Origin of the sequence: Paraburkholderia solisilvae (assembly GCF_902859875.1) — a bacterium.
Classification (GTDB): Bacteria; Pseudomonadota; Gammaproteobacteria; order Burkholderiales; family Burkholderiaceae; genus Paraburkholderia; species Paraburkholderia solisilvae.
This window is the reverse complement of the sequence record NZ_CADIKF010000051.1, coordinates 1-22,705: the sequence shown is the minus strand read 5'-3', so window position 1 is coordinate 22,705 and position 22,705 is coordinate 1. Positions and strand designations below refer to the sequence as shown.

The 22,705-nt window shown below is 64.4% G+C and carries 21 protein-coding genes; 20 read left to right on the top strand and 1 reads right to left on the bottom strand.

Annotated features, from left to right (window positions below):
* Positions 1-79: 79 nt before the first annotated feature.
* The 9 genes from HV675_RS25350 (at position 80) to HV675_RS25310 (ending at position 8,582) form a co-directional block, all read left to right on the top strand.
* The gene (locus HV675_RS25350) at positions 80-964 is read left to right on the top strand and encodes an alpha/beta fold hydrolase (protein ID WP_175114204.1); all 885 of its coding nucleotides are present in this window, start codon (positions 80-82) and stop codon (positions 962-964) included.
* A gap of 169 nt (positions 965-1,133) precedes the next feature.
* A complete protein-coding gene (locus HV675_RS25345) occupies positions 1,134-1,964 on the top strand; it encodes a 3',5'-nucleoside bisphosphate phosphatase (protein WP_175114203.1) in 831 nt (276 codons plus the stop codon).
* 69 nt (positions 1,965-2,033) lie between these two features.
* The gene (locus tag HV675_RS25340; protein ID WP_175114202.1) at positions 2,034-2,669 is read left to right on the top strand and encodes an L-threonylcarbamoyladenylate synthase; all 636 of its coding nucleotides are present in this window, start codon (positions 2,034-2,036) and stop codon (positions 2,667-2,669) included.
* Positions 2,670-2,940: 271 nt separating this feature from the next.
* Positions 2,941-3,603, top strand: a complete 663-nt coding sequence (locus HV675_RS25335; protein WP_175114201.1) for a site-2 protease family protein — start codon at positions 2,941-2,943, stop codon at positions 3,601-3,603.
* Between the two features lie 7 nt (positions 3,604-3,610).
* Positions 3,611-4,813 (top strand): tryptophan--tRNA ligase, encoded by a 1,203-nt coding sequence (locus HV675_RS25330; protein WP_175114200.1) that lies wholly within the window; start codon positions 3,611-3,613, stop codon positions 4,811-4,813.
* Between the two features lie 46 nt (positions 4,814-4,859).
* A complete protein-coding gene (locus HV675_RS25325; protein WP_246270529.1) occupies positions 4,860-5,525 on the top strand; it encodes a class I SAM-dependent methyltransferase in 666 nt (221 codons plus the stop codon).
* 42 nt (positions 5,526-5,567) lie between these two features.
* Positions 5,568-6,506: a 4-hydroxy-tetrahydrodipicolinate synthase gene (gene dapA, locus HV675_RS25320; RefSeq protein WP_175114199.1), complete on the top strand. Its 939-nt coding sequence runs from the start codon at positions 5,568-5,570 to the stop codon at positions 6,504-6,506.
* Between the two features lie 169 nt (positions 6,507-6,675).
* The gene (gene bamC / locus HV675_RS25315; protein ID WP_175114198.1) at positions 6,676-7,800 is read left to right on the top strand and encodes an outer membrane protein assembly factor BamC; all 1,125 of its coding nucleotides are present in this window, start codon (positions 6,676-6,678) and stop codon (positions 7,798-7,800) included.
* A gap of 8 nt (positions 7,801-7,808) precedes the next feature.
* Complete coding sequence (locus tag HV675_RS25310) at positions 7,809-8,582, top strand: MBL fold metallo-hydrolase (protein WP_175114197.1); 774 nt, start codon at positions 7,809-7,811, stop codon at positions 8,580-8,582.
* A 162-nt stretch (positions 8,583-8,744) separates the two neighbouring features.
* On the opposite strand, the gene HV675_RS25305 is transcribed toward HV675_RS25310, so the two are convergent.
* Positions 8,745-9,443, bottom strand: coding sequence for a Bax inhibitor-1/YccA family protein (locus HV675_RS25305; protein WP_175114196.1), 699 nt, complete (start codon positions 9,441-9,443; stop codon positions 8,745-8,747).
* A gap of 309 nt (positions 9,444-9,752) precedes the next feature.
* Here HV675_RS25305 and ndk point away from each other — a divergent pair, with 309 nt between their 5' ends.
* The 11 genes from ndk to hflK all read left to right on the top strand — a co-directional run.
* Positions 9,753-10,178, top strand: a complete 426-nt coding sequence (ndk, locus tag HV675_RS25300) for a nucleoside-diphosphate kinase (RefSeq protein ID WP_175114195.1) — start codon at positions 9,753-9,755, stop codon at positions 10,176-10,178.
* Between the two features lie 115 nt (positions 10,179-10,293).
* Positions 10,294-11,445 (top strand): dual-specificity RNA methyltransferase RlmN, encoded by a 1,152-nt coding sequence (gene rlmN, locus HV675_RS25295; RefSeq protein WP_175114194.1) that lies wholly within the window; start codon positions 10,294-10,296, stop codon positions 11,443-11,445.
* 250 nt (positions 11,446-11,695) lie between these two features.
* Complete coding sequence (locus HV675_RS25290) at positions 11,696-12,868, top strand: helix-turn-helix domain-containing protein (protein ID WP_175114193.1); 1,173 nt, start codon at positions 11,696-11,698, stop codon at positions 12,866-12,868.
* Between the two features lie 251 nt (positions 12,869-13,119).
* Positions 13,120-14,424, top strand: coding sequence for a flavodoxin-dependent (E)-4-hydroxy-3-methylbut-2-enyl-diphosphate synthase (ispG, locus tag HV675_RS25285; RefSeq protein ID WP_175114192.1), 1,305 nt, complete (start codon positions 13,120-13,122; stop codon positions 14,422-14,424).
* A 21-nt stretch (positions 14,425-14,445) separates the two neighbouring features.
* Positions 14,446-15,786: a histidine--tRNA ligase gene (gene hisS, locus HV675_RS25280; protein WP_175114191.1), complete on the top strand. Its 1,341-nt coding sequence runs from the start codon at positions 14,446-14,448 to the stop codon at positions 15,784-15,786.
* A 90-nt stretch (positions 15,787-15,876) separates the two neighbouring features.
* Positions 15,877-16,515 (top strand): tetratricopeptide repeat protein, encoded by a 639-nt coding sequence (locus HV675_RS25275; RefSeq protein WP_175114190.1) that lies wholly within the window; start codon positions 15,877-15,879, stop codon positions 16,513-16,515.
* Positions 16,516-16,585: 70 nt separating this feature from the next.
* Entirely contained in the window at positions 16,586-17,731 is a 1,146-nt protein-coding gene (bamB, locus tag HV675_RS25270) for an outer membrane protein assembly factor BamB (RefSeq protein ID WP_175114189.1), read from the top strand.
* A gap of 630 nt (positions 17,732-18,361) precedes the next feature.
* Positions 18,362-19,699 (top strand): ribosome biogenesis GTPase Der, encoded by a 1,338-nt coding sequence (der, locus tag HV675_RS25265; RefSeq protein ID WP_175114188.1) that lies wholly within the window; start codon positions 18,362-18,364, stop codon positions 19,697-19,699.
* A gap of 152 nt (positions 19,700-19,851) precedes the next feature.
* Positions 19,852-20,088 (top strand): RNA chaperone Hfq, encoded by a 237-nt coding sequence (gene hfq / locus HV675_RS25260; RefSeq protein WP_028224456.1) that lies wholly within the window; start codon positions 19,852-19,854, stop codon positions 20,086-20,088.
* Positions 20,089-20,172: 84 nt separating this feature from the next.
* A complete protein-coding gene (hflX, locus tag HV675_RS25255; RefSeq protein WP_175114187.1) occupies positions 20,173-21,399 on the top strand; it encodes a GTPase HflX in 1,227 nt (408 codons plus the stop codon).
* Between the two features lie 72 nt (positions 21,400-21,471).
* A partial coding sequence (hflK, locus tag HV675_RS25250; protein ID WP_175114186.1) for an FtsH protease activity modulator HflK occupies positions 21,472-22,705 on the top strand: 1,234 nt, incomplete at its 3' end.

The following is a 22,705-nucleotide window of genomic DNA, read 5'->3' as shown; positions in this document are numbered from 1 at the left end:
TCCTCGAAAGGTACAGCGGACACGCGGAGCATGGTTCGATACAATCGAACGACCATTCTTTTTCACGCGGCTGCGCCCGATGACCGAATCCCGTTCCGAATTCATTCCCGTGCGCGGCGTGCGGCTGCACGTGCGGCGCTGGGGCGCGTCCGACGCGCCGATGCTCTTCATGCTGCACGGCTGGATGGACGTGGCCGCGTCGTTCCAGTTTGTCGTCGATGCGCTGCGCGGCGACTGGCAGGTCGTCGCGCCGGATGCGCGCGGCTTCGGGCTGTCCGATTGGCCGGTCGCGGCTCACGGCGGCGGCCATTACTGGTTCCACGACTATCTCGCGGACCTTGACGCGTTGCTCGATCACTATGCGCCGGACGGCGCGGTGAACCTGGTCGGCCATAGCATGGGCGCGAACGTCGTCTGTCTGTATGCGGGCGTGCGGCCCGAACGCGTGCGGCGCGTCGTCGATCTCGAAGGCTTCGGGCTCGCGCCCGCGCACGCTGCGCAAGCGCCGCGGCGTCTACGCGGCTGGCTCGACGACCTGCGCGAGCCGCCGCGGCTGCGGCGCTACGCGTCGCTCGACGAAGTCGCCGCGCGCCTCGTGGCCAACAACGCGCGCCTCGACCCGCGGCGTGCGCGCTTTCTCGCGCAGCATTGGTCGAAGCCGGACGGCGACGGCGGCTTCATGCTGCTCGCGGACCCCGCGCACAAGATTCGCAGCCCGCAGCTGTACCGGGTCGACGAGGTGATGGCCGTGTGGTCGCAGGTACGCGCGAAAGTGCTCCACGTTGAAGCGGCCGGCTCGCCGATGCTCGCCAGCTTCGCCGGCGAGATTGCGCTCGACGAGTTCAAGGCCCGATTCCGCGCTTTTCCCGACTGGCGCGAAAAGATCGTCGACGACGCCGGCCATATGGTCCATCACGATCAGCCGGAGCAGGTCGCGACGCTGATCGAGGCATTCTGCGCGTGACTTTTTGCGCATAAGGATCGATGTCCGACAAATGTTCATCAAATGTCCGTCAGCGGCGCGGCACTTGCTCCGATTTTCGCTCGACCGGCCGCCGCGGACGTTCGCAAATCGTATGCATATGGCTTAGTGCATTGCAGTAAAATGGTCCGACAACCTTTTTAAGACAGAGATGAACGCCGACCTGCATTGCCATTCCACCGTGTCAGACGGCCAGTTCGCGCCCGCCGACGTCGCGCGCCGTGCGCATGCGCACGGCGTGACGCTGTGGGCGCTGACCGATCACGACGAGGTCGGCGGCCAGGTCGAAGCGCGCGACACCGCGCGGGAACTCGGCATGGGTTACCTGTGCGGCGTCGAGATTTCGGTGACGTGGGCGGCGCGCACCGTGCATATTGTCGGTCTGAACGTCGACCCGTCGTGTCAGGCGCTGATCGACGGCCTCGAACGCACGCGCAGCGGTCGCGCGGCACGTGCCGAAGCGATGGGCGAGCAACTGGACGCGCTCGGCATTCCGGGCACGTACGAAGGCGCACTGAAGCTCGCCTCGAATGCGGACATGATTTCGCGTACCCACTTCGCGCGCTGCCTCGTCGAAAACGGCCACTGCAAGTCGACGCAAGATGCGTTCGATCGCTATCTCGCGGACGGCAAGCCGGGCTATGTCGCGCACCGCTGGTCGAAGCTCGCCGATGCGGTGAAGTGGATCCAGACCGCGGGCGGCGAGGCGGTCGTCGCGCACCCGGGGCGCTACGACTACACGCCGCTCGAGTTCGATGCATTGTTCGGCGAATTTATCGATCTCGGCGGCAAGGCGATCGAGGTGGTGACCGGCAGTCATACGCCGGACCAGTATCGCGAGTACGCGGACGTGGCGCGCCGGTTCGGTTTCGAAGCCTCGCGCGGCTCGGATTTCCACGCGGCCGGCGAAGGCCGCGTCGAACTCGGCGGCCTGCCGCCGCTGCCGTCCGACCTGAAGCCGGTCTGGGAACGCTGGTTGTGACGTCCGCGCCGCATGGGCACGCAGCGTGCGTGACCGATCGGTACTCCGTCTTTCGAACCGCAAGTCGCCATGTCCCAATACTTCCGGCTTCATCCTGACGATCCACAGCCGCGTCTCATCAAGCAGGCCGCGCAGATCATCTGCGGCGGCGGCCTCGTGGCGCTGCCGACCGACTCCAGCTACGCACTCGGCTGCCGGCTCGACGACAAGCACGCGGCCGAGCGTCTGCGCCGCATCCGCGGTCTCGATGAGAAAGCGCTGCTGTCGCTGCTGGTGCGCGACCTGTCCGAGCTCGCGAGCTTCGCGATGGTCGATAACCGGCAGTATCGGTTGATCAAATCGGTGACGCCCGGCCCGTACGTGTTCGTGCTCGAAGCGACCAAGGAGGTGCCGCGGCGCCTGTCGCATCCGTCGCGCAAGACGATCGGCCTGCGCGTGCCCGATCACGCGATCACGCTCGCGCTGCTCGAAGCGCTCGGCCAGCCGCTGCTCGGCACGACGCTGATCATGCCGGGCGAAACGCGCCCGCTCAACGATCCGGAAGAAATCCGCACGCGCCTCGAAAAACAGATCGATCTCGTGATCGACGGTGGCGCGTGTGTATGCGAACCGTCGACCGTGATCGATCTGACCGGTGAAGAACCGGTGCTGGTGCGGGCCGGCCGCGGCAGCCTCGCGCCGTTCGGCCTCGAGCAACCGGCGTGACACGACGCGCGCAAGCGATTCGAGGTCACCAACGGGCGACGGAACAAAGGGCGACTGACCAAAGGGCGACGGAACAAAGGGCCGTTGAAAAATGATGACAGGCAGGCCGATACCACGCACGAATCTCGTCATAGCGACCGGTAACGACCGCCGCCCTGTGACAAAGACCGCGGCGACCGCCACGACCGCCACGCCCGCTGCGGCGATAATCGAAAAGTGATGACCGAAACCGGACAGACGCGGCGGGCCGCGTTGTTACAATAGCCGCGCTATGGATTCTTCCCTGATACAAACAATCGTCGTCTACGCGCTGCCGGTGGTTTTCGCGATCACGTTGCATGAGGCCGCACATGGTTACGTCGCCCGCATGCTCGGCGACAACACCGCGTACGTGCTCGGCCGCGTGTCGTTCAACCCGATGCGTCACATCGATCCGCTCGGCACGATCGCGATCCCGCTGCTGCTTTATTTCGCGACCAGCGGCGCGTTCATGTTCGGCTATGCGAAGCCGGTGCCGGTCGCGTTCGGCAATCTGCGCAATCCGCGCTGGGGCTCGTTGTGGGTCGCACTCGCGGGGCCGCTGTGCAATTTCGTGCAGGCGCTGGTGTGGGGCGTGTTCGGCGTCGGGCTTGCCGCGCTCAATATCGAAGAGCCGTTTTTCACGCGGATGGCGGCCGCCGGTGTCGGCATCAACCTGGTGCTGGGCGTGCTGAACCTGTTTCCGCTGCCGCCGCTCGACGGCGGCCGCGTGCTGACCGCGCTGTTGCCGCCGCGGCCGGCGATCATGCTGGCGCGCCTCGAACCTTACGGCTTTTTCATCGTGATGGCGCTGGTGCTGACCGGCACGCTGACGAAATTCTGGCTGCGCCCGCTCGTGAGTCTCGGCTACGATGCCGTGACCGCCATCCTGACCCCACTCGTCTCGCTTTTCTGATCAAACCATGTATCCAGACCGAATTTTCTCCGGCATGCGGCCCACCGGCTCGCTGCACCTCGGCCACTACCACGGCGTGCTGAAAAACTGGGTGCGGCTGCAGTCCGAATACCCGTGTTTCTTCTGCGTGGTCGACTGGCACGCGCTGACGACGCATTACGAAACGCCCGAGGTGATCGAAAAGAATGTCTGGGAAGTGCTGATCGACTGGCTCGCGTCGGGCATCGACCCGGCGCAGGCGACACTCTTCATTCAGAGCCGCGTGCCGGAGCACGCGGAACTCGCGCTGCTGCTCGGCATGAGCACGCCGCTCGGTTGGCTCGAACGCGTGCCGACCTATAAGGAGCAGATGGAAAAACTGAAGGACAAGGACCTGTCGACCTACGGCTTTCTCGGCTACCCGGTGCTGATGGCGGCCGACATCCTGCTGTATCGCGGCTCGCTCGTGCCGGTCGGCGAAGACCAGGTGCCGCACGTCGAAATGACGCGCGAAATCGCGCGGCGCTTCAACTACCTGTACGGCCGCGAGCCGGGCTTCGAAGAGAAGGCGCTCGAGGCGGCGAAGAAGCTCGGCGGCAAGCGCGCGAAGCTGTACCACGAGCTGCGCAACTCGTATCAGCAGGAAGGCAACGACGAAGCGCTCGAAAAAGCGCGCGCGATGTTGCAGGAGTCGCAGAGCCTGTCGATGAGCGACCGGGAGCGCCTGTTCGGCTATCTCGAAGGCTCGCGCAAGCTGATCCTGATCGAACCGCAGGCGCTCTTGACCGAGGCGTCGCGTATGCCCGGCCTCGACGGGCAGAAGATGTCGAAGTCGTACGGCAACACGATCGGCCTGCGTGAAGACGCCGAAACGATCACGAAGAAAGTCCGCACGATGCCGACCGATCCGGCCCGCGTGCGCCGCACCGACCCGGGCGATCCGGACAAGTGTCCGGTGTGGCAGCTGCATCAGGTCTATACCGACGAAGCGACGCACGAATGGGTGCAGAAGGGCTGCCGCACCGCGGGCATCGGCTGCCTCGAATGCAAGCAGCCGGTGATCGAAGGCATTTTGCGCGAACAGCAGCCGATGCTCGAGCGCGCGCAGAAATACATGGACGATCCGTCGCTATTGCGTGCCATTGTCGCGGATGGCTGCGACAAGGCGCGCCGTTTCGCGACCGAGACGATGCGCGACGTGCGCGAGGCGATGGGGCTGTCGTACAACTGATGCGCGAACCGATGTGCGCGCGTTTTGCATCGGCAGAGGTGCCGCGATGAGCGCGACGAGTGGCGAGGAATCCGGCGCGCGCATGCCGCACGGGCTCGGCGAACCGTCCCGCTGGGTGCGGCGCTGGACGCATCTGATCGCGCCCGGCGGCGCGGTGCTCGACGTCGCGTCCGGGGCCGGGCGGCACGCGCGCTGGTTTGCCGCGCGCGGCCATCCGGTCACCGCGATCGATCGCGATGCCGCGGCGCTCGCGGCCATGCATGGCGAGCCGAACATCGCAACGCTTGCCGCCGATATCGAAAACGCCGCGTGGCCGCTTGCCGCGGATGCGCGATTCGCGGCCGTCGTGGTGACGAACTATCTGCATCGGCCGCTTTTTCCGCAACTGCTGAATGCACTCGCGCCGGGTGGCGTGCTGATCTACGAAACGTTCGCGCAGGGCAACGAGACGGTCGGCAAGCCCGCCAACCCCAATTTCCTGCTCAAGCCCGGCGAACTGCTCGATGCGGTGCGCGGGCCGTTGCGCGTGGTGGCCTATCAGGACGGTTTTCTGGCCGATCCGCGCGCGGCGTTCGTGCAGCGGATCTGCGCCGTAAAAGAATCACACGGGGAAGCGAGGGACAAAGCGCAGGACAAAGCGGGAGGCGAATCGGAAAGTGTTGCTTTTGAGTCCCACCTGCTGGTTCCCCCGCGTTACGATTTGGCCGGCTAATCCGCTACAATTCCGGTTTATCCAGTCAATTCATCGAGTTCAATGGCAAACGTGACCCAGGGCGGTACCGGCAGCACGCGCGGTGCCCGCCACGACAGTATCCGGATTCGCGGCAGTATTCCTGCCATCGTCACCCCCATGCACGAAGACGGCAGCCTCGATCTGCCGGCGTTCCGAAAACTGATCGACTGGCACATCGAAGAGGGCACGAGCGGGCTGGTCGTGGTGGGCACGAGCGGCGAGTCGGCGACGCTGTCGGTCGAAGAACATGTGCTGATGGTCAAGACCGCGGTCGAGCACGCGGCCGGCCGTATCCCGGTCATCGCCGGCGCCGGCGGCAATTCGACCGCCGAAGCAATCGAACTGTCCGCGCAGGCGAAGCAGGTCGGCGCCGATGCAACGCTGCAGGTGGTGCCGTACTACAACAAGCCGACGCAGGAAGGCATCTATCGCCACTTCGCGAAAATCGCGGAAACGGTTGAGCTGCCGCTGATCCTTTACAATGTGCCCGGCCGCACGGTCGCGGACATGTCAAACGAGACGATTCTGCGTCTGGCCGAGGTGCCGGGCGTGATCGGCGTAAAGGAAGCGACCGGCAATATCGATCGCGCCGCGCACCTGATCAAGGCGGCGCCCGCGCACTTCGCGATTTACAGCGGCGACGATCCGACCGCGATCGCGCTGATGTTGCTCGGCGGCCACGGCAATATTTCGGTCACCGCGAACGTCGCGCCGCGCGCGATGGCGCAACTGTGCAAGGCGGCGCTCGAGGCCGACGCGAAAACGGCGCGAGACATTCATTTGAAACTGCTGTCGTTGCACAAGAACCTGTTTATCGAATCGAACCCGATTCCGGTCAAATGGGCACTGCAGCAGATGGGCCGCATGCAAGGCGGCATCCGTTTGCCTCTTACACCGCTCGACGCGCGCTACCACGACGTGGTGCGCGCGGCGATGCGCGAAGCGGGACTGCCGGGTTAAGGCGGTCCGTCGCGCGAGTCCTGCTGCGCCATGCGCGGGCTCGCGACGCCGGCCGCTCCCGGCACTATGCGATTCCGGCCGAGCCCGGCATTTTGTTTTGTTTAACCACGATCACGCCCCCGTTCGGGCACCGAACCAGGCAGCGCGTTCCAGCATCACGAAGGACCACATGAAACGTTCCGCTCTTTACCTCCACGTCACGCGCGTCGCTGCGCTGACGCTTGCGGTGTCCGCGCTTGCCGGCTGTGATTCGCTGAACAGCATGCTTGCTTCGGATCGGGTCAACTACAAGGACACGCCGAGCGCGCCGCCGCTCGCCGTGCCGAGCGATCTGACGGCCGCGCAGATCGATCAGCGCTATGAGGCGCCGCCGGTCGGCACCGCGTTGGGCGGCGCGCCGCAGCGCGCGAAGACGGTAGCCGGCAACCTCACCGAAGGCACGCCGACCACACAGGATCCGTTTGGCATGCATATCGAGCGCGATGGCGATCGCCGCTGGCTCGTCGTCGACGGCCGCACGCCGGATCAGTTGTGGCCGCAGTTGCAGGAGTTCTGGGCCGAGAACGGTTTTTCGCTGAAAACGGACGCGCCGGCCACCGGCATCATGACGACCGACTGGGCTGAAAACCGCGCGAATATTCCGGACGACTGGTTCCGCCGCACGATCGGCCGCGTGATCGATTTCGCGTACTCGTCGGGCACGCGCGACAGCTTCCGCACGCTGATTTCGCGCGATGCGAACGGCGCAACCGATATCTCGATCACGCACAGCTCGATGGAAGAAGTGCTGACGGGAATGGACAAGACCTCGTCGAAATGGGTGGAGCGGCCGCGCGATCCGGCGCTCGAAGCAGCTTTCCTGTCGAAGCTGATGCAGAAGTTCGGCCTGACCGACGCGCAGTCCAAGCAGTTGATCACCGACGCCCGGCCGGCCGCCGCAAGTGCGCAACTGGCGGGCGAAACGACGCTCGATCTGCCGGAATCGTTCGATCTCGCGTGGCTGCGCGTGGGCCTCGCGCTCGACCGCACCAACTTCACGGTCGACAATCGCGATCGCGAGAAGGGCATCTATTACGTCCGCTACGCGGACTCGTTGCAGGAAGTGAAGCGCGAGGGGCTGTTCGGCCGGTTCCTGACCAGCAACTCGAAAAAGCCGAGCCCGGAATTCCTCGTGAACGTCCGGCCGAAGAGCGACACGCTGACGCAAGTCGCGGTCGTCGACTCGAACGGGCAAGTCGATACTTCGTCAGACGCGCAGCGCATCGTGACGCTGCTCCACGCGCAACTGAACTAACGCGGACCGTGCGGTTCGCCAGTCTGGGCAGCGGCAGCGAAGGCAATGCGCTGGTCGTCGAAGCCCGTAGCGGCGCGACGACGACCCGCGTCCTGCTGGATTGCGGATTCTCGGCAAAAGAGGTCGAACGGCGGCTTGCGCGGCTCGGCCTCGACGCCGTTCCGTTCGCCGGCATCGTCATCACCCACGAACACAGCGACCATATCGGCAGCGCGCTGACGCTCGCCCGCAAATGGTCGGTTCCGTTGTACATGAGCTGGGGCACGGCGCGTGCGGTCGGCGCCGACGACGCCGACATCGATTTGCGCGTGCTGTGGGGCGACGAGGCGGTCGCGATCGGCGATCTCAGCGTGCTGCCCTATACGGTGCCGCATGATGCACGTGAGCCGTTGCAGTATGTGTTCTCAGACGGCGCCGCGCGGCTGGGCGTGCTGACGGACGTCGGCACGTCGACGCCGCATATCGCCGCGGTGCTCAGCGGCTGCGACGCGCTCGTGCTCGAGTGCAATCACGATGTCGGCATGCTCGCCGCGAGCCGCTATCCGGCGTCGCTGAAAGCGCGTATCGGCGGCAATCACGGTCATCTGAACAACGACGCGGCGGCCGCCATTCTTGCTTCGCTCGACCGGTCGCGGCTGCGTCATCTGGTCGCGGCGCATCTGAGTCAGCAGAATAATCTGCCGGAACTGGCGCAAGCCGCGATGGCTGCGGTGCTCGGCGCGGCGCCCGACGAGGTTGTCGTCGCCGCGCAGGAAACGGGTTTCGACTGGCTGACAATCTGATCGCTTGCCGTCGCCGGACTCGACCCCGAACGCGACCCCCAACGGCCGGACTCGGCCCCAAAACAAAACGCCCGTGACGGTAATCGTCACGGGCGTTTTGGCAATCAGTGCCGGCGGTGGTGCAAATGCAGTGTGCGGTGCCGCCGGCTTTCAGCGATGTTGTCAGTTACGGTTGCCGCCGAAGATGCCGAGCAGCGCGAGCAGATTGACGAACACGTTGTACAGATCGAGGTAAATCGCGAGCGTCGCGGTGATGTAATTCGTTTCGCCGCCGTTGACGACCCGTTGCACGTCGAACAGCATGTACGCCGAGAAGATCACGATTGCGAGCACCGACACCGTAAGCATCAGCGCCGGCAGCTGCAGGAACATATTCGCGACCATCGCGAGCAGCAGCACGATCACGCCGACGAAGAGCCACTTGCCGAGGCCCGAGAAGTCGCGCTTGCTGACCGTGGCGATGGTTGCCATCGCGGCGAAGATCACGCCGGTGCCACCGAACGCGAGCATGATCAGCGACGGACCGTTCGAGAAGCCGAGGATGAAGCTGAGCAGCCGCGACAGCATCAGGCCCATGAAGAACGTGAAGCCTAGCAGCACGAACACGCCGACTGCGCTGTCTTTGGTTTTCTGGATCGCGAACATGAAGCCGAACGCGATCGCGAAAAACGCGAGCATGCTCATCGCGGGGCTGGTCGCGGCGAACAGCGAGAAGCCGGTGGCGACACCCACCCACGCGCCCAGCACCGTCGGCACCATCGACAGCGCGAGCAGCCAGTAGGTGTTGCGCAGTACGCGGTTGCGGGTTTCGACCGAGGTGACGGTGCCGCCACGGCCAAAGTTGTAGGGGGATTCGTTCATGGTTTCTCCTTGCGTCAGACGCAGTGTTGCGCAGTGGTTGCAATGTCTGTTCTACGGCGCCGGCAAGGCGGATTGCCGCCGGTCGCTCGACCCACCAACCCTAAGATAAGCGCGGCGCGCAAGAGTTTCAATGCGCGTCACATCGCGGCGAAGGGGTGATCGGGGCCCATCTCGGCTTTTGTAAGCCACGATGGGTATACGGCTTTGAGTCTTTCAATACTGTAAGGGTTCAATCACAATCATACCCTGGAACATGCTACAATAGCGGATTCATTTGAATTTGTAACTTCTTAATTTTTTGGAGTTTTTATGGCGATCGAACGCACTCTGTCGATTATCAAGCCGGACGCTGTGGCCAAGAACGTGATTGGCCAGATCTACACCCGTTTCGAAAACGCGGGCCTCAAGATCGTCGCGTCGCGGATGGTGCAACTGTCGCGTGCCGACGCAGAGAAGTTCTACGCCGTGCATCGTGAGCGCCCGTTCTTCAAGGACCTCGTCGAGTTCATGATTTCCGGCCCCGTGGTGGTGCAGGCGCTCGAAGGTGAGAACGCCATTCTGAAGAACCGCGAACTGATGGGCGCGACCGATCCGAAGAAGGCCGAAAAGGGCACGATCCGCGCCGATTTCGCCGACAGCATCGATGCGAACGCGGTCCACGGCTCGGATGCGGCCGACACGGCACGCGTCGAGATCGCGTTTTTCTTCCCGGAAGTCAACGTCTACTCGCGCTAAGCCGCACTCATTCGCAGTAAGGTAGTCACACAACAGCAGGAGCGGGCGCGAACGGCAAAGCGCTCATGCAGCTTGTTGCATGAACGCGGTCTCGCACTGAATGGCAGGATTCGATATGACGAGCAGTCCCACCGTCAACCTTCTCGATCTCGACGCCGAAGGGCTCGTCGCATACTGCGGCAGCCTCGGCGAGAAGCCGTTTCGCGCCAAGCAATTGCAGCGCTGGATTCACCAGTACAACGCGGCCGACTTCGACGGCATGACCGATCTCGCGAAGTCGCTGCGCGAAAAGCTGAAGAGCCGTGCGTCGATCACGATGCCCGGTATCGTCAGCGACCATCTTTCCGCCGACGGCACGCGTAAATGGCTGATCGACGTCGGCAACGGCAACGCGGTCGAAACCGTGTTCATTCCGGAAGACGGGCGCGGCACGCTGTGCGTGTCGTCGCAGGCCGGATGCGCGGTGAACTGCCGGTTCTGCTCGACCGGCAAGCAGGGCTTCTCGCGTAACCTCGGCACGGGTGAAATCATCGGTCAACTGCGCATGGCCGAATTCGCGCTGCGTGCGTCGCTCGGGGTCGATGGCGGCCGTGCGACGGGCGGCGACGGCAAAGGCGAGCGGGTCGTCACGAACGTCGTGATGATGGGCATGGGCGAGCCGCTGCTGAACTATGACGCGGTCGTCCCCGCCATGCGCCTGATGCTCGACGACAACGCGTACGGCTTGTCGCGGCGGCGTGTCACGCTGTCCACCTCCGGCGTCGTGCCGATGATGGACCGCCTCGCCGCGGACCTGCCGGTCGCGCTCGCGGTATCGCTGCACGCGCCGACTGACGACCTGCGCGACATGCTGGTGCCGCTGAACAAAAAGTACCCGCTGCGTGAGCTGATGGCGGCGTGTCAGCGGTATCTGAAAGTCGCCCCGCGCGATTTCATTACTTTCGAATATTGCATGCTGGATGGCGTGAACGACAGCGAGGCGCAGGCGCGCGAACTGCTCGCACTCACGCGCGACGTGCCGTGCAAGTTCAATCTGATTCCGTTCAATCCGTTCCCGGAGTCCGGGCTGATTCGCTCGAAACAGGAACATATCAAGCGGTTCGCGCACGTGTTGATCGACGCAGGGGTCGTCACGACGGTGCGCAAAACACGCGGCGACGACATCGATGCCGCCTGCGGCCAGCTGGCGGGTGCGGTCAAGGATCGCACGCGGCTTGCTGAACGTACGGGGAAGGCGGCGAAAGTCATCGAAGTCCGCGCCGTGTAACCGTGGTGGCCGGCCGGAGCAGCACGCGGGCGGCGCAGCACGACAGAAGTAGAGCGGATTGAATGCCGCCTGGCCGATGCATGGCGGGCGTGATCGGAAGCGGGTAGTCGGCCCGCGGACGATTCTGCATACAAAGCTGCACATTGAGCCGCACATTTTGTTATAAACAGTTTGCGATTCAGGCTCGGGCCAGCAGTGGGCCAGTAGCGGGCCGGTCGCACATAAAAGCACCGACGCGAAAGGATTTGGGATGAGTGAGCCGCAGCACCCGCAACCGCACGACACCGATAGACATGCCGGCCGTCCGGCGCCGGTAGCCGCTCCCGCTGCGTTGCAGCCGGCCGTGCAGGCGGGTAACGAGTCGCTTGCATCGGCAGGGGCGCGTCTTGCTCAGTTGCGCGAAGCGAAAGGCTGGTCGATCGAGGACGTCTCTGCGCGGCTGAAGGTGTCGGTGACCAAATTGCGCGCACTCGAAGCGGGCGATCTGAGCCGTTTGCCCGACACGACGTTCGCGCTTGGCGTCATACGCAGCTACGCGAAGACGCTCGATACCGATCCGGCGCCTTACACGCAGGCGCTGCGCCGCGAACGCGGCGTGCCCGCGCCTGATCTGACGATGCCCGCGTCGGCCGGCGGCGACTTGCCGCGCGGCAAGGTGTCGTTGTCGCTCGGCAGCAGCGGGCCGAAGCACCGTTCATGGCTGTGGGGCGTGGCGGCGGTCGTCGTCGCGCTGATCGCGCTGGCGATGTGGCATACGAACGGCGGCGAATCGAGCGCGTGGCTCGCGCGCCTGAAGGCGACGGCAAGCGGCTCGGGTTCGACCAGCGCGGCGGGTGGTGCGAGCAGCGCGGCTACTACGGTCGCGCAGGGTTCGACGACGGTGCAACCGGCCGATAGCGCCGACGCGTCGTCGGGTGCGCAGGGCGCCGACGCTGCGCAATCGGCTTCCGATACCACCACGCAAGCGCAACTGGCGACGCAACTGCCGACGCCGATGTCGTCGGCAGCGTCGTCCGCCGGCGCGGGCGTGTCGGCGCAGCCGAACGCGGCGCCAGCGCCAGCGGCCACGACCACGGCGAATCCGGCCGCGGGCGCAGCCGGCAACGCGGCGACATCCGCCAGCGCACCGGCCGCCGCAGCCGCGAATCCTGCTTCCGCACCGGCGGCGCCGGCGGGTTCGGTGACGGTGGAGGTGAAGGTCACGCAGGACAGCTGGTTCAGCATCCGCCAGAAGGACGGTAAGGAGGTGTTCTCCGGCCTCCTGCATGCGGGCGACAGCAAGGAAGTGAGCGGGGATGCACCGTTCAAGGTGACGGTGGGCAACAAGGCAGGCCTCGAGTCGATGACGCTCGACGGCCAGCCGGTCGATCCGTCGAAATATGCAGTGGCCAAGGGGAATGTGGCACGCTTCGCGTTGCCGTGACCGCGGCAGCGTGCCTCGGCCACTATCGACGCGTGCGGCAACGTGCTGAACGAACGGACGTCATGCGCCGCTCATCATTCATACGGCATAGTGATACAGGTCGAGCGCGCAGGCATCGCGAAAGACGCGGGCCGCGCGACTCGAAAATGGTTTCATAGCAGGTTCTAACAACCGGTTTCAAGCGCCCGCCCGCGCCGCAGCGGGCTTCAAGAGCAGACTTCAACGCGCAGCCTTTAATGGCGGGTTTACCGATGCACTCCGATCCCATGCAATCCACCACCAGTCAAATTTGTTCGTCCGAGCCGATTTTCGGCGGCCATGCACCGCGCCGCGCGTCGCACGCGGTCGATGTCCGTTGGGGCGGCAACCTCGTGACGATCGGCGGCGACGCGCCGGTGCGCGTGCAGTCGATGACCAACACCGATACCGCCGACGCGATCGGCACCGCGATCCAGATCAAGGAACTCGCGCAGGCGGGCTCGGAACTCGTGCGCATCACGGTCAACACGCCGGAGGCCGCCGCGGCCGTGCCGGCGGTGCGCGAGCAGCTCGACAGGATGGGCGTGTCGGTGCCGCTCGTCGGCGACTTCCATTACAACGGCCACCTGTTGCTGCGCGACTATCCGGCCTGCGCGGAAGCGCTGTCGAAGTACCGGATCAACCCGGGCAACGTCGGCCAGGGCGCGAAGCGCGACACGCAGTTCGCGCAAATGATCGAAGCCGCGGCAAAGTACGACAAGCCGGTGCGCATCGGCGTGAACTGGGGCAGCCTCGACCAGGATCTGCTCGCGCGGATGATGGACGAAAACGCGGCGCGCGCCGAACCGTGGGAAGCGCAAAGCGTGATGTACGAGGCGCTGATCCAGTCGGCGATCGGCTCCGCCGAGCGTGCGGTCGAACTCGGTCTCGCGCGCAACAAGATCATTCTGTCGTGCAAGGTCAGCGGCGTGCAGGACCTGATCGCCGTGTATCGCGAACTCGCGCGGCGCTGCGAATTCGCGTTGCACCTTGGGCTGACCGAGGCGGGCATGGGTTCGAAGGGCATCGTCGCATCGACGGCCGCGCTGTCCGTGCTGCTGCAGCAGGGCATCGGCGACACCATCCGCATTTCGCTGACGCCGGAACCGGGCGCGTCGCGCACCGGCGAAGTGATCGTCGGCCAGGAAATCCTGCAGACCATGGGGCTGCGCTCGTTCACGCCGATGGTGATAGCGTGCCCGGGCTGCGGCCGCACCACGAGCACGCTGTTCCAGGAGCTCGCGTCGCAGATTCAAACCTATCTGCGCACGCAGATGCCGGTGTGGCGCGACCAGTATCCTGGCGTCGAGAAGATGCACGTCGCGGTGATGGGCTGCATCGTGAACGGCCCTGGCGAGTCGAAGCAGGCGAACATCGGCATCAGCTTGCCCGGCTCCGGCGAGAACCCGGCCGCACCGGTGTTTATCGACGGCGAAAAGGTCAAGACGCTGCGCGGCGAGCGCATCGCCGAAGAATTCCAGCAAATCGTGAGCGACTATGTCGAGCGCCGTTATGGCCGCACCGAAGCGCTCAACTAAATATCCGCACTTGAAAGACAGATGACTGAACAGAAGAAAAAGCTCGACAAGCTGTCCGGCGTGAAGGGCATGAACGATGTGCTGCCGCAGGACGCGCAGCTGTGGGAATTTTTTGAATCGACAGTGAAGTCGATGCTCCGTTCTTACGGATACCAGAACATTCGCACACCAATCGTCGAGCATACGCAGTTGTTCACGCGCGGTATCGGCGAAGTGACCGATATCGTCGAAAAAGAGATGTACAGCTTTACCGACGCGCTGAACGGCGAAAATCTGACGCTGCGCCCGGAGAACACCGCGGCGGTCGTGCGTTCGGCGATCGAGCACAACCTGCTGTACGACGGTCCGAAGCGCCTGTGGTATGTCGGGCCGATGTTCCGCCACGAGCGGCCGCAGCGCGGGCGTTACCGTCAGTTTCACCAGGTCGGCGTCGAGGCGCTCGGCTTCGCGGGGCCGGACGCGGACGCGGAAATCATTCTGATGTGCCAGCGTCTGTGGGACGATCTCGGTCTCGCCGGCATCAAGCTCGAAATCAATTCGCTGGGTCTCGCGCACGAGCGCGCGGCGCACCGCGTCGAGCTGATCGCTTACCTCGAACAGCACCAGGACGCGCTCGACGAAGAAGCGAAGCGGCGCCTCTACACGAACCCGTTGCGCGTGCTCGACACGAAGAATCCGGCGCTGCAGGACATCGCGCGCCATGCGCCGAAGCTGCTCGACTTCCTCGGCGACGAATCGCGTGCGCACTTCGAAGGGCTGCAACGCATCCTGAAGGCGAACAACATCCCGTTCACGATCAACCCGCGGCTGGTGCGCGGTCTCGATTACTACAATCTGACCGTGTTCGAATGGATTACCGACAAGCTCGGCGCACAGGGCACGGTCGCCGCCGGCGGCCGTTACGATCCGCTGATCGAGCAGTTGGGTGGCAAACCGACGGCGGCGTGCGGCTGGGCGATGGGCGTCGAGCGCATTCTCGAGTTGCTGAAGGAAGAGCAGCTCGTGCCGGAAGAAGAGGGCTGCGACGTCTACGTGGTGCATCAGGGCGACGCCGCGCGCGATCAGGCGTTTATCATCGCGGAGCGCTTGCGCGACACGGGCCTCGACGTGATCCTGCATTGCAGCGCGGACGGTCAGACGGCCAGCTTCAAATCGCAGATGAAGCGCGCCGATGCGAGCGGCGCCGCGTACGCGGTGATCCTCGGCGAAGATGAAATCGCGAACGGCACGGTCGGCGTGAAAGCACTGCGCGGCACGGGCGCGGCGGACGCAAAAGGCGAACAACAGAGCGTGCCGGCCGAAGACTTGACCGAATTTCTAATCAATGCGATGGTTGCGTCCTCCGACGACGGGGACGACTGATTGCACCGTTTTGCGCCGGTTTTCTGGGGCAAAACGGTTAAAAACGTTTGAAAACAGACCAGGCTTCGACAAGAAAGGAATCGCTTCGCGATGAGTTACCACGACGAACAGGAATCAATTGAAAGCGTGAAGGCATGGTGGGCGCGGTGGGGCAACGCGACCACGTGGATTCTGCTGGTGGCGGTCGTCGCGGCGGCGGCCTGGAATGGCTGGAACTACTGGCAGCGTCATCAGGCGGCCGAGGCGGCGGTGCTGTACGACCAGTTGCAGCAGGCCACCGCGGCCGGCGACAAGGCCGACAAGGCGACCGTCACGCGCATCGCGGCGGATATGGAAGACAAATTCGGCGGCACGGCTTACGCGCAGATGACGGCGCTTGCCGCGGCAAAGGCGTTGTACCAGGCCGGCGACGAACCCGGTGCGAAAGCGCAACTGCAATGGGCGGCGGACCACGCGAAAGACGACGAGTTCAAGCAGATCGCGAAGCTGCGCCTCGCATCGTTGCTGCTCGACGAGAAGGCGTACGATGCGGGGCTTGCGCTCGTCGCACAGCCGCAATCGGATGCCTTCAAGGGCGTGGTCGCCGATAGCCGTGGCGATCTGCTCGCCGCGCAAGGCAAGCGTGACGACGCGCGCGCCGCGTACAAGCTCGCGCTCGACTCGCTGCCGAAGAACGATATTTCGACGCGTCAGCTGATTCAGTTCAAGCTCGATGCGCTGGGTGGTTAAGCGTCGTACGCGCTGTGCGCGACGCTCCGCCTTCAATCCAATCACTAAACCAGACATGCTTCGTTCACCGATGAATCTGCTGAAACGTTACGCTGTGCCCGTCGCTTGCGCGTTTGCCGTGCTGACGATGGCGGCGTGCTCATCGTCGAAAGACGAGCGCCGCGTACCGACGCCGCTTACCGAATTCAAGCCCGTGCTCGACGTGCAGCAGACGTGGAAGTCGAGCGTCGGCAAGGCCGGGCGTTATCTGTTCTCGCCGGTCGCGGTAGGCGACGCGATCTATGCGGCGGGCGCCAACGGTTCGGTCGCGAAGATCGACGCGAAAACCGGCAACGATATCTGGCGCACGAAGGTCAAGAGCGACCTGTCGTCGGGTGTCGGCACTGACGGCACGCTGACGGCGGTCGGCGCGCTGAAGGGCCAGGTGTACGTGCTCGGGCCGGATGGCAAGGAACTGTGGAAGGGCACGGCGCCGGGCGAAATCCTGTCGCCGCCGCTCGTCGGCAACGGTCTCGTGGTCGTGCGCACGATCGACGGCCAGATCGTCGCGTTCAATGCGCAAACCGGCGAGCAGCGCTGGGTGTTCCGCAACCGCGCGGTGCCGCTGAATCTGCGCGTGTCCGCCGGCATGACCTTCGCGGGCGACGCAGCGGTGCTCGCGGGCTTCCCGGGCGGCCAGTTCGCGGCCATCAATATTCAGAACGGCGATGCGTACTGGCAGACGCCGGTGTCGTATCCGAAGGGCGTGACGGAAGTCGAGCGGATCAACGATGTGACCGGGCCGCCGACGCTGGTCGGCGCCGAAACGTGCGCGGTCACGTTCCAGGGCCAGCTCGGCTGCTTCGATGCGAACTCGGGCCGGGCGCTGTGGGAAAAGCCATTCTCCAGCACGAGCGGCATTGCGCAGGATGATCAGGTCGTAGTGGGCGGCGACGACTGGTCGGTCGTGACCGCATTCGATGCGACGAGCGGCAAGCAGTTGTGGCGCAACGAGCAGCTGAAAAGCCGCGACGTCAGCGTGCCGACGATGCTCGGCCGCGCCGCGGTGGTCGGCGACTACAAGGGTTTCGTACACTTCCTGTCGCGCGATGACGGTTCATTCATTGCGCGCATGAAAACGGACGGCAGCGCGATTACCGCGGCGCCGGTGCTGGCCGGAGATACGCTGGTCGTGCAGACGCACGATGGCGATCTGTACGGGTTCCGGCCGCGCTAAACGCACAAGCGGCGCGGGGCGGGGTTGCGCGGTCCGCGTCGCGTTCGGGTCGACACATTGCCGGACATGCTGGCGACAGCACATGCATGAGTGCCGGCAGGCTTGCCGGACTCATGCGCGCGGCGACTTGATGCGCAGGCCGGTCGGCTCGGCTACTCACAAGCAAGATGGGCGCGCCGGGACAAGCCGGGCGCTGGGTGCGCTGTTCGCGCCACGGCGTGTGAATGTTGAACGTACCGGTCAGCGCGCGGCACGGCAGTGCGTCAAACGCGCCTGTCAGTCGAACGCTTGCGTCACGGCGAGAACGTCTTTTCGTACCGGCGTATCGCGTCGCACCGGACCGTGCCGTGTCGACGGCCAGCATGCGACATCGACACCGCCGGGCGCGTGGGCGAACCCGGCACGAGGCCAATCCACACCATGGCGCACTTTGCCGCTACGCCCGCCATGCCTACGCCGGCCACGCATCCGGAGCGGGCTGAATTCGTGCTAATTTGCGTCAAATGAAATAGCGACGACGCACGCCGTGCACCGGCCGCGCGGCGGCGTCGCAGCGCGGGCCCGATCAGCCTTATCGGCCGCGGATCGACCTCGATCGGCCAGCCCGCGCCTCACCGTGAACAACATCAGATGAAACCCGTTATTGCCCTCGTCGGGCGCCCCAATGTAGGGAAATCCACCCTCTTCAACCGTCTCACGCGTTCGCGCGACGCGCTCGTCGCCGACCTGCCCGGGCTTACGCGCGACCGCCACTACGGCGAAGGCCGCGTCGGCGAGCGGCCGTATCTGGTTGTCGATACCGGCGGTTTCGAGCCGGTCGCCAAGGAAGGCATCCTGCATCAGATGGCGCGTCAGACGCGTCAGGCGGTCGAGGAGTCGGATATCGTCGTGTTTATCGTCGATGGCCGCAATGGTCTCGCGCCGCAGGACAAGGCGATCGCCGACTATCTGCGCAAGACCGGCCGGCCGATCTTCCTCGTGGTCAACAAGGCCGAAGGCATGAAGTACAGCATGGTCGCCGCGGACTTCTACGAGCTCGGTCTCGGCGACCCGCGCGCGATCTCGGCTGCGCACGGCGACGGCGTCGCCGACATGATCGGCGAGGCGCTCGACGTCGCATACGCGGGCCAGCCCGAAGAGTCCGATGAGGAAAAAGCGCAGCACGGCGTGAAGATCGCGATTGTCGGGCGGCCGAACGTCGGCAAGTCGACGCTCGTGAACACGCTGATCGGCGAAGAGCGCGTGATCGCGTTCGACATGCCCGGCACGACGCGCGATTCGATTTACGTCGACTTCGAACGGCAAGGCAAGAAATACACGCTGATCGATACGGCGGGCCTGCGCCGCCGCGGCAAAGTATTCGAAGCGATCGAGAAGTTCTCGGTGGTGAAGACGCTGCAGTCGATTTCCGACGCGAACGTCGTGATCCTGCTGCTCGATGCGCACCAGGACATCTCCGACCAGGACGCGCATATCGCGGGCTTCGTCGTCGAGCAGGGACGCGCGCTCGTGGTCGGCGTGAACAAGTGGGACGGGCTCGATGCGCACGTGCGTGAGCGCACCAAGGCGGACTTGCAGCGCAAGCTAAAATTTCTCGACTTCGCGAAGTTCCATTTCATTTCGGCTGCGGAAAAGACCGGTATCGGCCCGCTGATGCGCTCGGTCGATGCCGCTTACGCGGCTGCCATGGCGAAGCTGCCGACGCCGAAGCTCACGCGCGCGCTGATCGATGCGGTGGAGTTCCAGCAGCCTCGCCGCAGAGGGCCGGTGCGGCCGAAGCTACGCTACGCGCACCAGGGAGGACAGAATCCGCCGATCATCGTGATTCACGGCAACGCGCTCGACGCGGTGACGGATACGTATAAGCGCTACCTGGAAAACCGCTTCCGTGAAACTTTCGCGCTGACTGGGACTCCATTGCGAATAGAGTTTCGATCGTCGACGAATCCTTATGCGGACAAGGGCTGAAAGCCCCGTGCACGTTGGGTTTGGCTGGATTAGACCGAATGGCCAGGCAAAGCGCGCATAAAGGAAAATCGGCTATAGTGTAGCGGTTGACGGCGGATTTCTTTTTCTTCGTCGTCAATTAAGTCAACCTGCAAAAAAACACGGAGTTTGCTATGAGCAACAAAGGGCAATTGTTACAAGACCCGTTTTTGAACGCGCTGCGTAAAGAGCACGTGCCGGTCTCGATCTATCTGGTGAACGGCATCAAGCTTCAAGGGAACATCGAATCGTTCGACCAGTACGTTGTGTTGCTCCGTAACACGGTTACCCAAATGGTTTACAAGCACGCTATCTCGACGGTTGTGCCTGCGCGTCCGGTGAATTTCCACCCGGATTCCGAAACGTCCTAACCCTCGTCGCGGCCGGTCGACGCACGCCGCCCTCCGGCGTTTCGCTCCGGCCGCTCAACAGCGCCCACTCCGGCCGCTTCCACTTTGACACCCGCCAATTTGACCAACGCCGCGCTTGTCGGCATCGACTTCGGCAAGATCGATTTCGTCGCCAGTCTCGAAGAACTCAGCCTGCTCGCGCAAAGCGCGGGCGCCCATCCCGCTGTCACGTTGACCGGCCGCCGTGCGAGCCCGGATGCCGCGCTGTTTGTCGGCAGCGGCAAGGCGGAAGAGTTGCGCGTGGCGTGCGAGGCGAACGATATCGAGATCGTCATCTTCAATCACGCGCTTTCGCCCGCGCAGCAGCGCAATCTGGAGCGCGTGCTTAACAGGCGCGTCATCGATCGCACGAGTCTGATTCTCGACATCTTTGCGCAGCGTGCGCGCAGCCATGAAGGCAAGCTGCAGGTCGAGCTCGCGCAACTGCAGTATCTGGCCACGCGCCTCGTGCGCGCGTGGACCCACCTCGAGCGGCAAAAAGGCGGTATCGGCCTGCGCGGCCCGGGCGAAACGCAGCTCGAAACTGACCGGCGTCTGATCGGCGATCGCATCAAGATGCTCAAGTCGCGCCTCGACCGGCTGCGCCGCCAGCACGGCACGCAACGTCGCGCGCGCGAGCGCAACCGCACGATGTCGGTGTCGCTCGTCGGTTACACGAACGCGGGCAAGTCCACGCTCTTCAATGCGCTGACCAAAGCGCAAGCGTATGCGGCCGACCAGCTGTTCGCGACCCTCGACACCACTTCGCGGCGCGTCTATCTGGGCGGTCAGGTCGGGCAGGTGGTGGTGTCGGATACGGTCGGCTTTATCCGTGAACTGCCGCACCAACTGGTGGCCGCGTTCCGTGCGACGCTCGAAGAAACGGTGCACGCCGATCTATTGCTGCATGTGGTCGATGCGTCGAGCGCGGTGCGCCTCGATCAGATCGATCAGGTGAACGAGGTGCTCGCCGGCATCGGCGCGGACACGATCCGCCAGGTGCTGGTGTTCAACAAGATCGATGCGGTGCCTGAGCTGGCGGCCCGCGCCGAGGCAGTCGAGCGGGACGAGTATGGTAATATTTCGCGCGTCTTTTTGAGCGCGCGCACGGGGCAGGGGTTGGACGCATTGCGCGCTGCCATCGCTGAAATCGCCACTGCTGAACCTCTTTCGGGTGCTGACAGTTTGTTGCCGGACGAACGTAACCGGCCAGAAGCCATTCCTGTCGATCGCCACGAAGACCTTCACGAAGAACATCGCGAACACCGTGGAGTCACCGAGCCCGGGCATTGACCTCCACGCGCATTGACCTTGGCCTTTTTCGAATTGCATCGACCCGCTGTCTACTCTGGTGAACGAACACAGGTGAATCAATACAACCAACGGAGTATCTGGCTGCATGTGCGCGCCATGATGTCGCTGAACGACCCGCGGTGGGGCCGCGGCGACGGCAACGGCAATGGCGGCAATGGCGACCGGCAACGCGCGAACGATTCGAAGCGCCCGCAGAACGGCAAGGGCGGCGACGGTCCGCCGGATCTCGACGAAATGTGGCGCGATTTCAATCGGCGCCTGTCGCGTCTGTTCGGCCGCAAGGGCGGCGGCGATCGCCGGCCGGATAACGGGCGCGGCGCGCGCATCGGCTTTGGCATCGTGGTCGGCGTGCTGATCGCGATCTATCTCGGCAGCGGCGTGTTCGTCGTGCAGGAAGGGCAGGCGGGCGTCGTGCTGCAATTCGGCAAATATCGCGGCACGGTCGAGCAGGGCGTGCACTGGCGTTTGCCGTATCCATTCGAATCGAACGAGATCGTCAACATCGGACAGATCCATTCGGTCGAAGTCGGCCGCAGCAACGTCGTACGGCTCGCGAACGTGAAAGACGCGTCGATGCTGACGCACGACGCCGATATCGTCGACGTGCGGTTCGCGGTCCAGTTCCAGATCCGCAAGCCGGTCGACTACCTCTTTCGCAGCGTCGATCCGGAGCAGAGCGTCGCACAGGCCGCGCAGGCCGCGATTCGCGAAATCGTCGGCGCGCGCAGCACGAACGATGTGCTTTATCAGGACCGCGAAGCCATCCGCCAGCAACTGACCGACGCGATCCAGCATTCGCTCGACGAATACAAGACCGGTCTCGCGGTCACCGGCGTGACGATCCAGAGCGCGCAGGTGCCCGAGCAGGTACAACCCGCGTTCGAAGACGATGCGAAAGCGCGCCAGGACCGCGAGCGCGCGAAGCGCGACGCGCAGGCGTACGCGAACGATCTGCTGCCGCGCGCGCAGGCCCAGGCCGCGAATCTGCTTGACGAAGCGAAGAGCTACAGCGATCGCGTGGTCGCGCAGGCGCAAGGCGATGCCGAACGCTTCAAGGAAGTCTATGCACAGTACTCGAAGGCGCCCGCGGTGATTCGCGAACGGATGTATCTCGACACGATGCAATACATCTACTCGAACACGACCAAGGTGTTCGTCGACAGCAAGGCGGGCAACAACGTGCTGTATCTGCCGCTCGACAAGCTCGTCGCCGATAACCGCGAGCGTGCCGCCGAGGCGGCGGGCGCGGCCGCCAATGCGGCGTCCGCGGCAGCCGGCGGCACAG

Bases quoted from the DNA above. Each gene is read 5' to 3' on its own strand.
- HV675_RS25350 (WP_175114204.1), top strand. From the start codon at position 80: ATGACCGAATCCCGTTCCGAATTCATTCCCGTGCGCGGCGTGCGGCTG.
- HV675_RS25345 (WP_175114203.1), top strand. From the start codon at position 1,134: ATGAACGCCGACCTGCATTGCCATTCCACCGTGTCAGACGGCCAGTTC.
- HV675_RS25340 (WP_175114202.1), top strand. From the start codon at position 2,034: ATGTCCCAATACTTCCGGCTTCATCCTGACGATCCACAGCCGCGTCTC.
- HV675_RS25335 (WP_175114201.1), top strand. From the start codon at position 2,941: ATGGATTCTTCCCTGATACAAACAATCGTCGTCTACGCGCTGCCGGTG.
- HV675_RS25330 (WP_175114200.1), top strand. From the start codon at position 3,611: ATGTATCCAGACCGAATTTTCTCCGGCATGCGGCCCACCGGCTCGCTG.
- HV675_RS25325 (WP_246270529.1), top strand. From the start codon at position 4,860: ATGAGCGCGACGAGTGGCGAGGAATCCGGCGCGCGCATGCCGCACGGG.
- dapA (WP_175114199.1), top strand. From the start codon at position 5,568: ATGGCAAACGTGACCCAGGGCGGTACCGGCAGCACGCGCGGTGCCCGC.
- bamC (WP_175114198.1), top strand. From the start codon at position 6,676: ATGAAACGTTCCGCTCTTTACCTCCACGTCACGCGCGTCGCTGCGCTG.
- HV675_RS25305 (WP_175114196.1), bottom strand. From the start codon at position 9,443: ATGAACGAATCCCCCTACAACTTTGGCCGTGGCGGCACCGTCACCTCG.
- ndk (WP_175114195.1), top strand. From the start codon at position 9,753: ATGGCGATCGAACGCACTCTGTCGATTATCAAGCCGGACGCTGTGGCC.
- rlmN (WP_175114194.1), top strand. From the start codon at position 10,294: ATGACGAGCAGTCCCACCGTCAACCTTCTCGATCTCGACGCCGAAGGG.
- HV675_RS25290 (WP_175114193.1), top strand. From the start codon at position 11,696: ATGAGTGAGCCGCAGCACCCGCAACCGCACGACACCGATAGACATGCC.
- ispG (WP_175114192.1), top strand. From the start codon at position 13,120: ATGCACTCCGATCCCATGCAATCCACCACCAGTCAAATTTGTTCGTCC.
- hisS (WP_175114191.1), top strand. From the start codon at position 14,446: ATGACTGAACAGAAGAAAAAGCTCGACAAGCTGTCCGGCGTGAAGGGC.
- HV675_RS25275 (WP_175114190.1), top strand. From the start codon at position 15,877: ATGAGTTACCACGACGAACAGGAATCAATTGAAAGCGTGAAGGCATGG.
- bamB (WP_175114189.1), top strand. From the start codon at position 16,586: ATGAATCTGCTGAAACGTTACGCTGTGCCCGTCGCTTGCGCGTTTGCC.
- der (WP_175114188.1), top strand. From the start codon at position 18,362: ATGAAACCCGTTATTGCCCTCGTCGGGCGCCCCAATGTAGGGAAATCC.
- hfq (WP_028224456.1), top strand. From the start codon at position 19,852: ATGAGCAACAAAGGGCAATTGTTACAAGACCCGTTTTTGAACGCGCTG.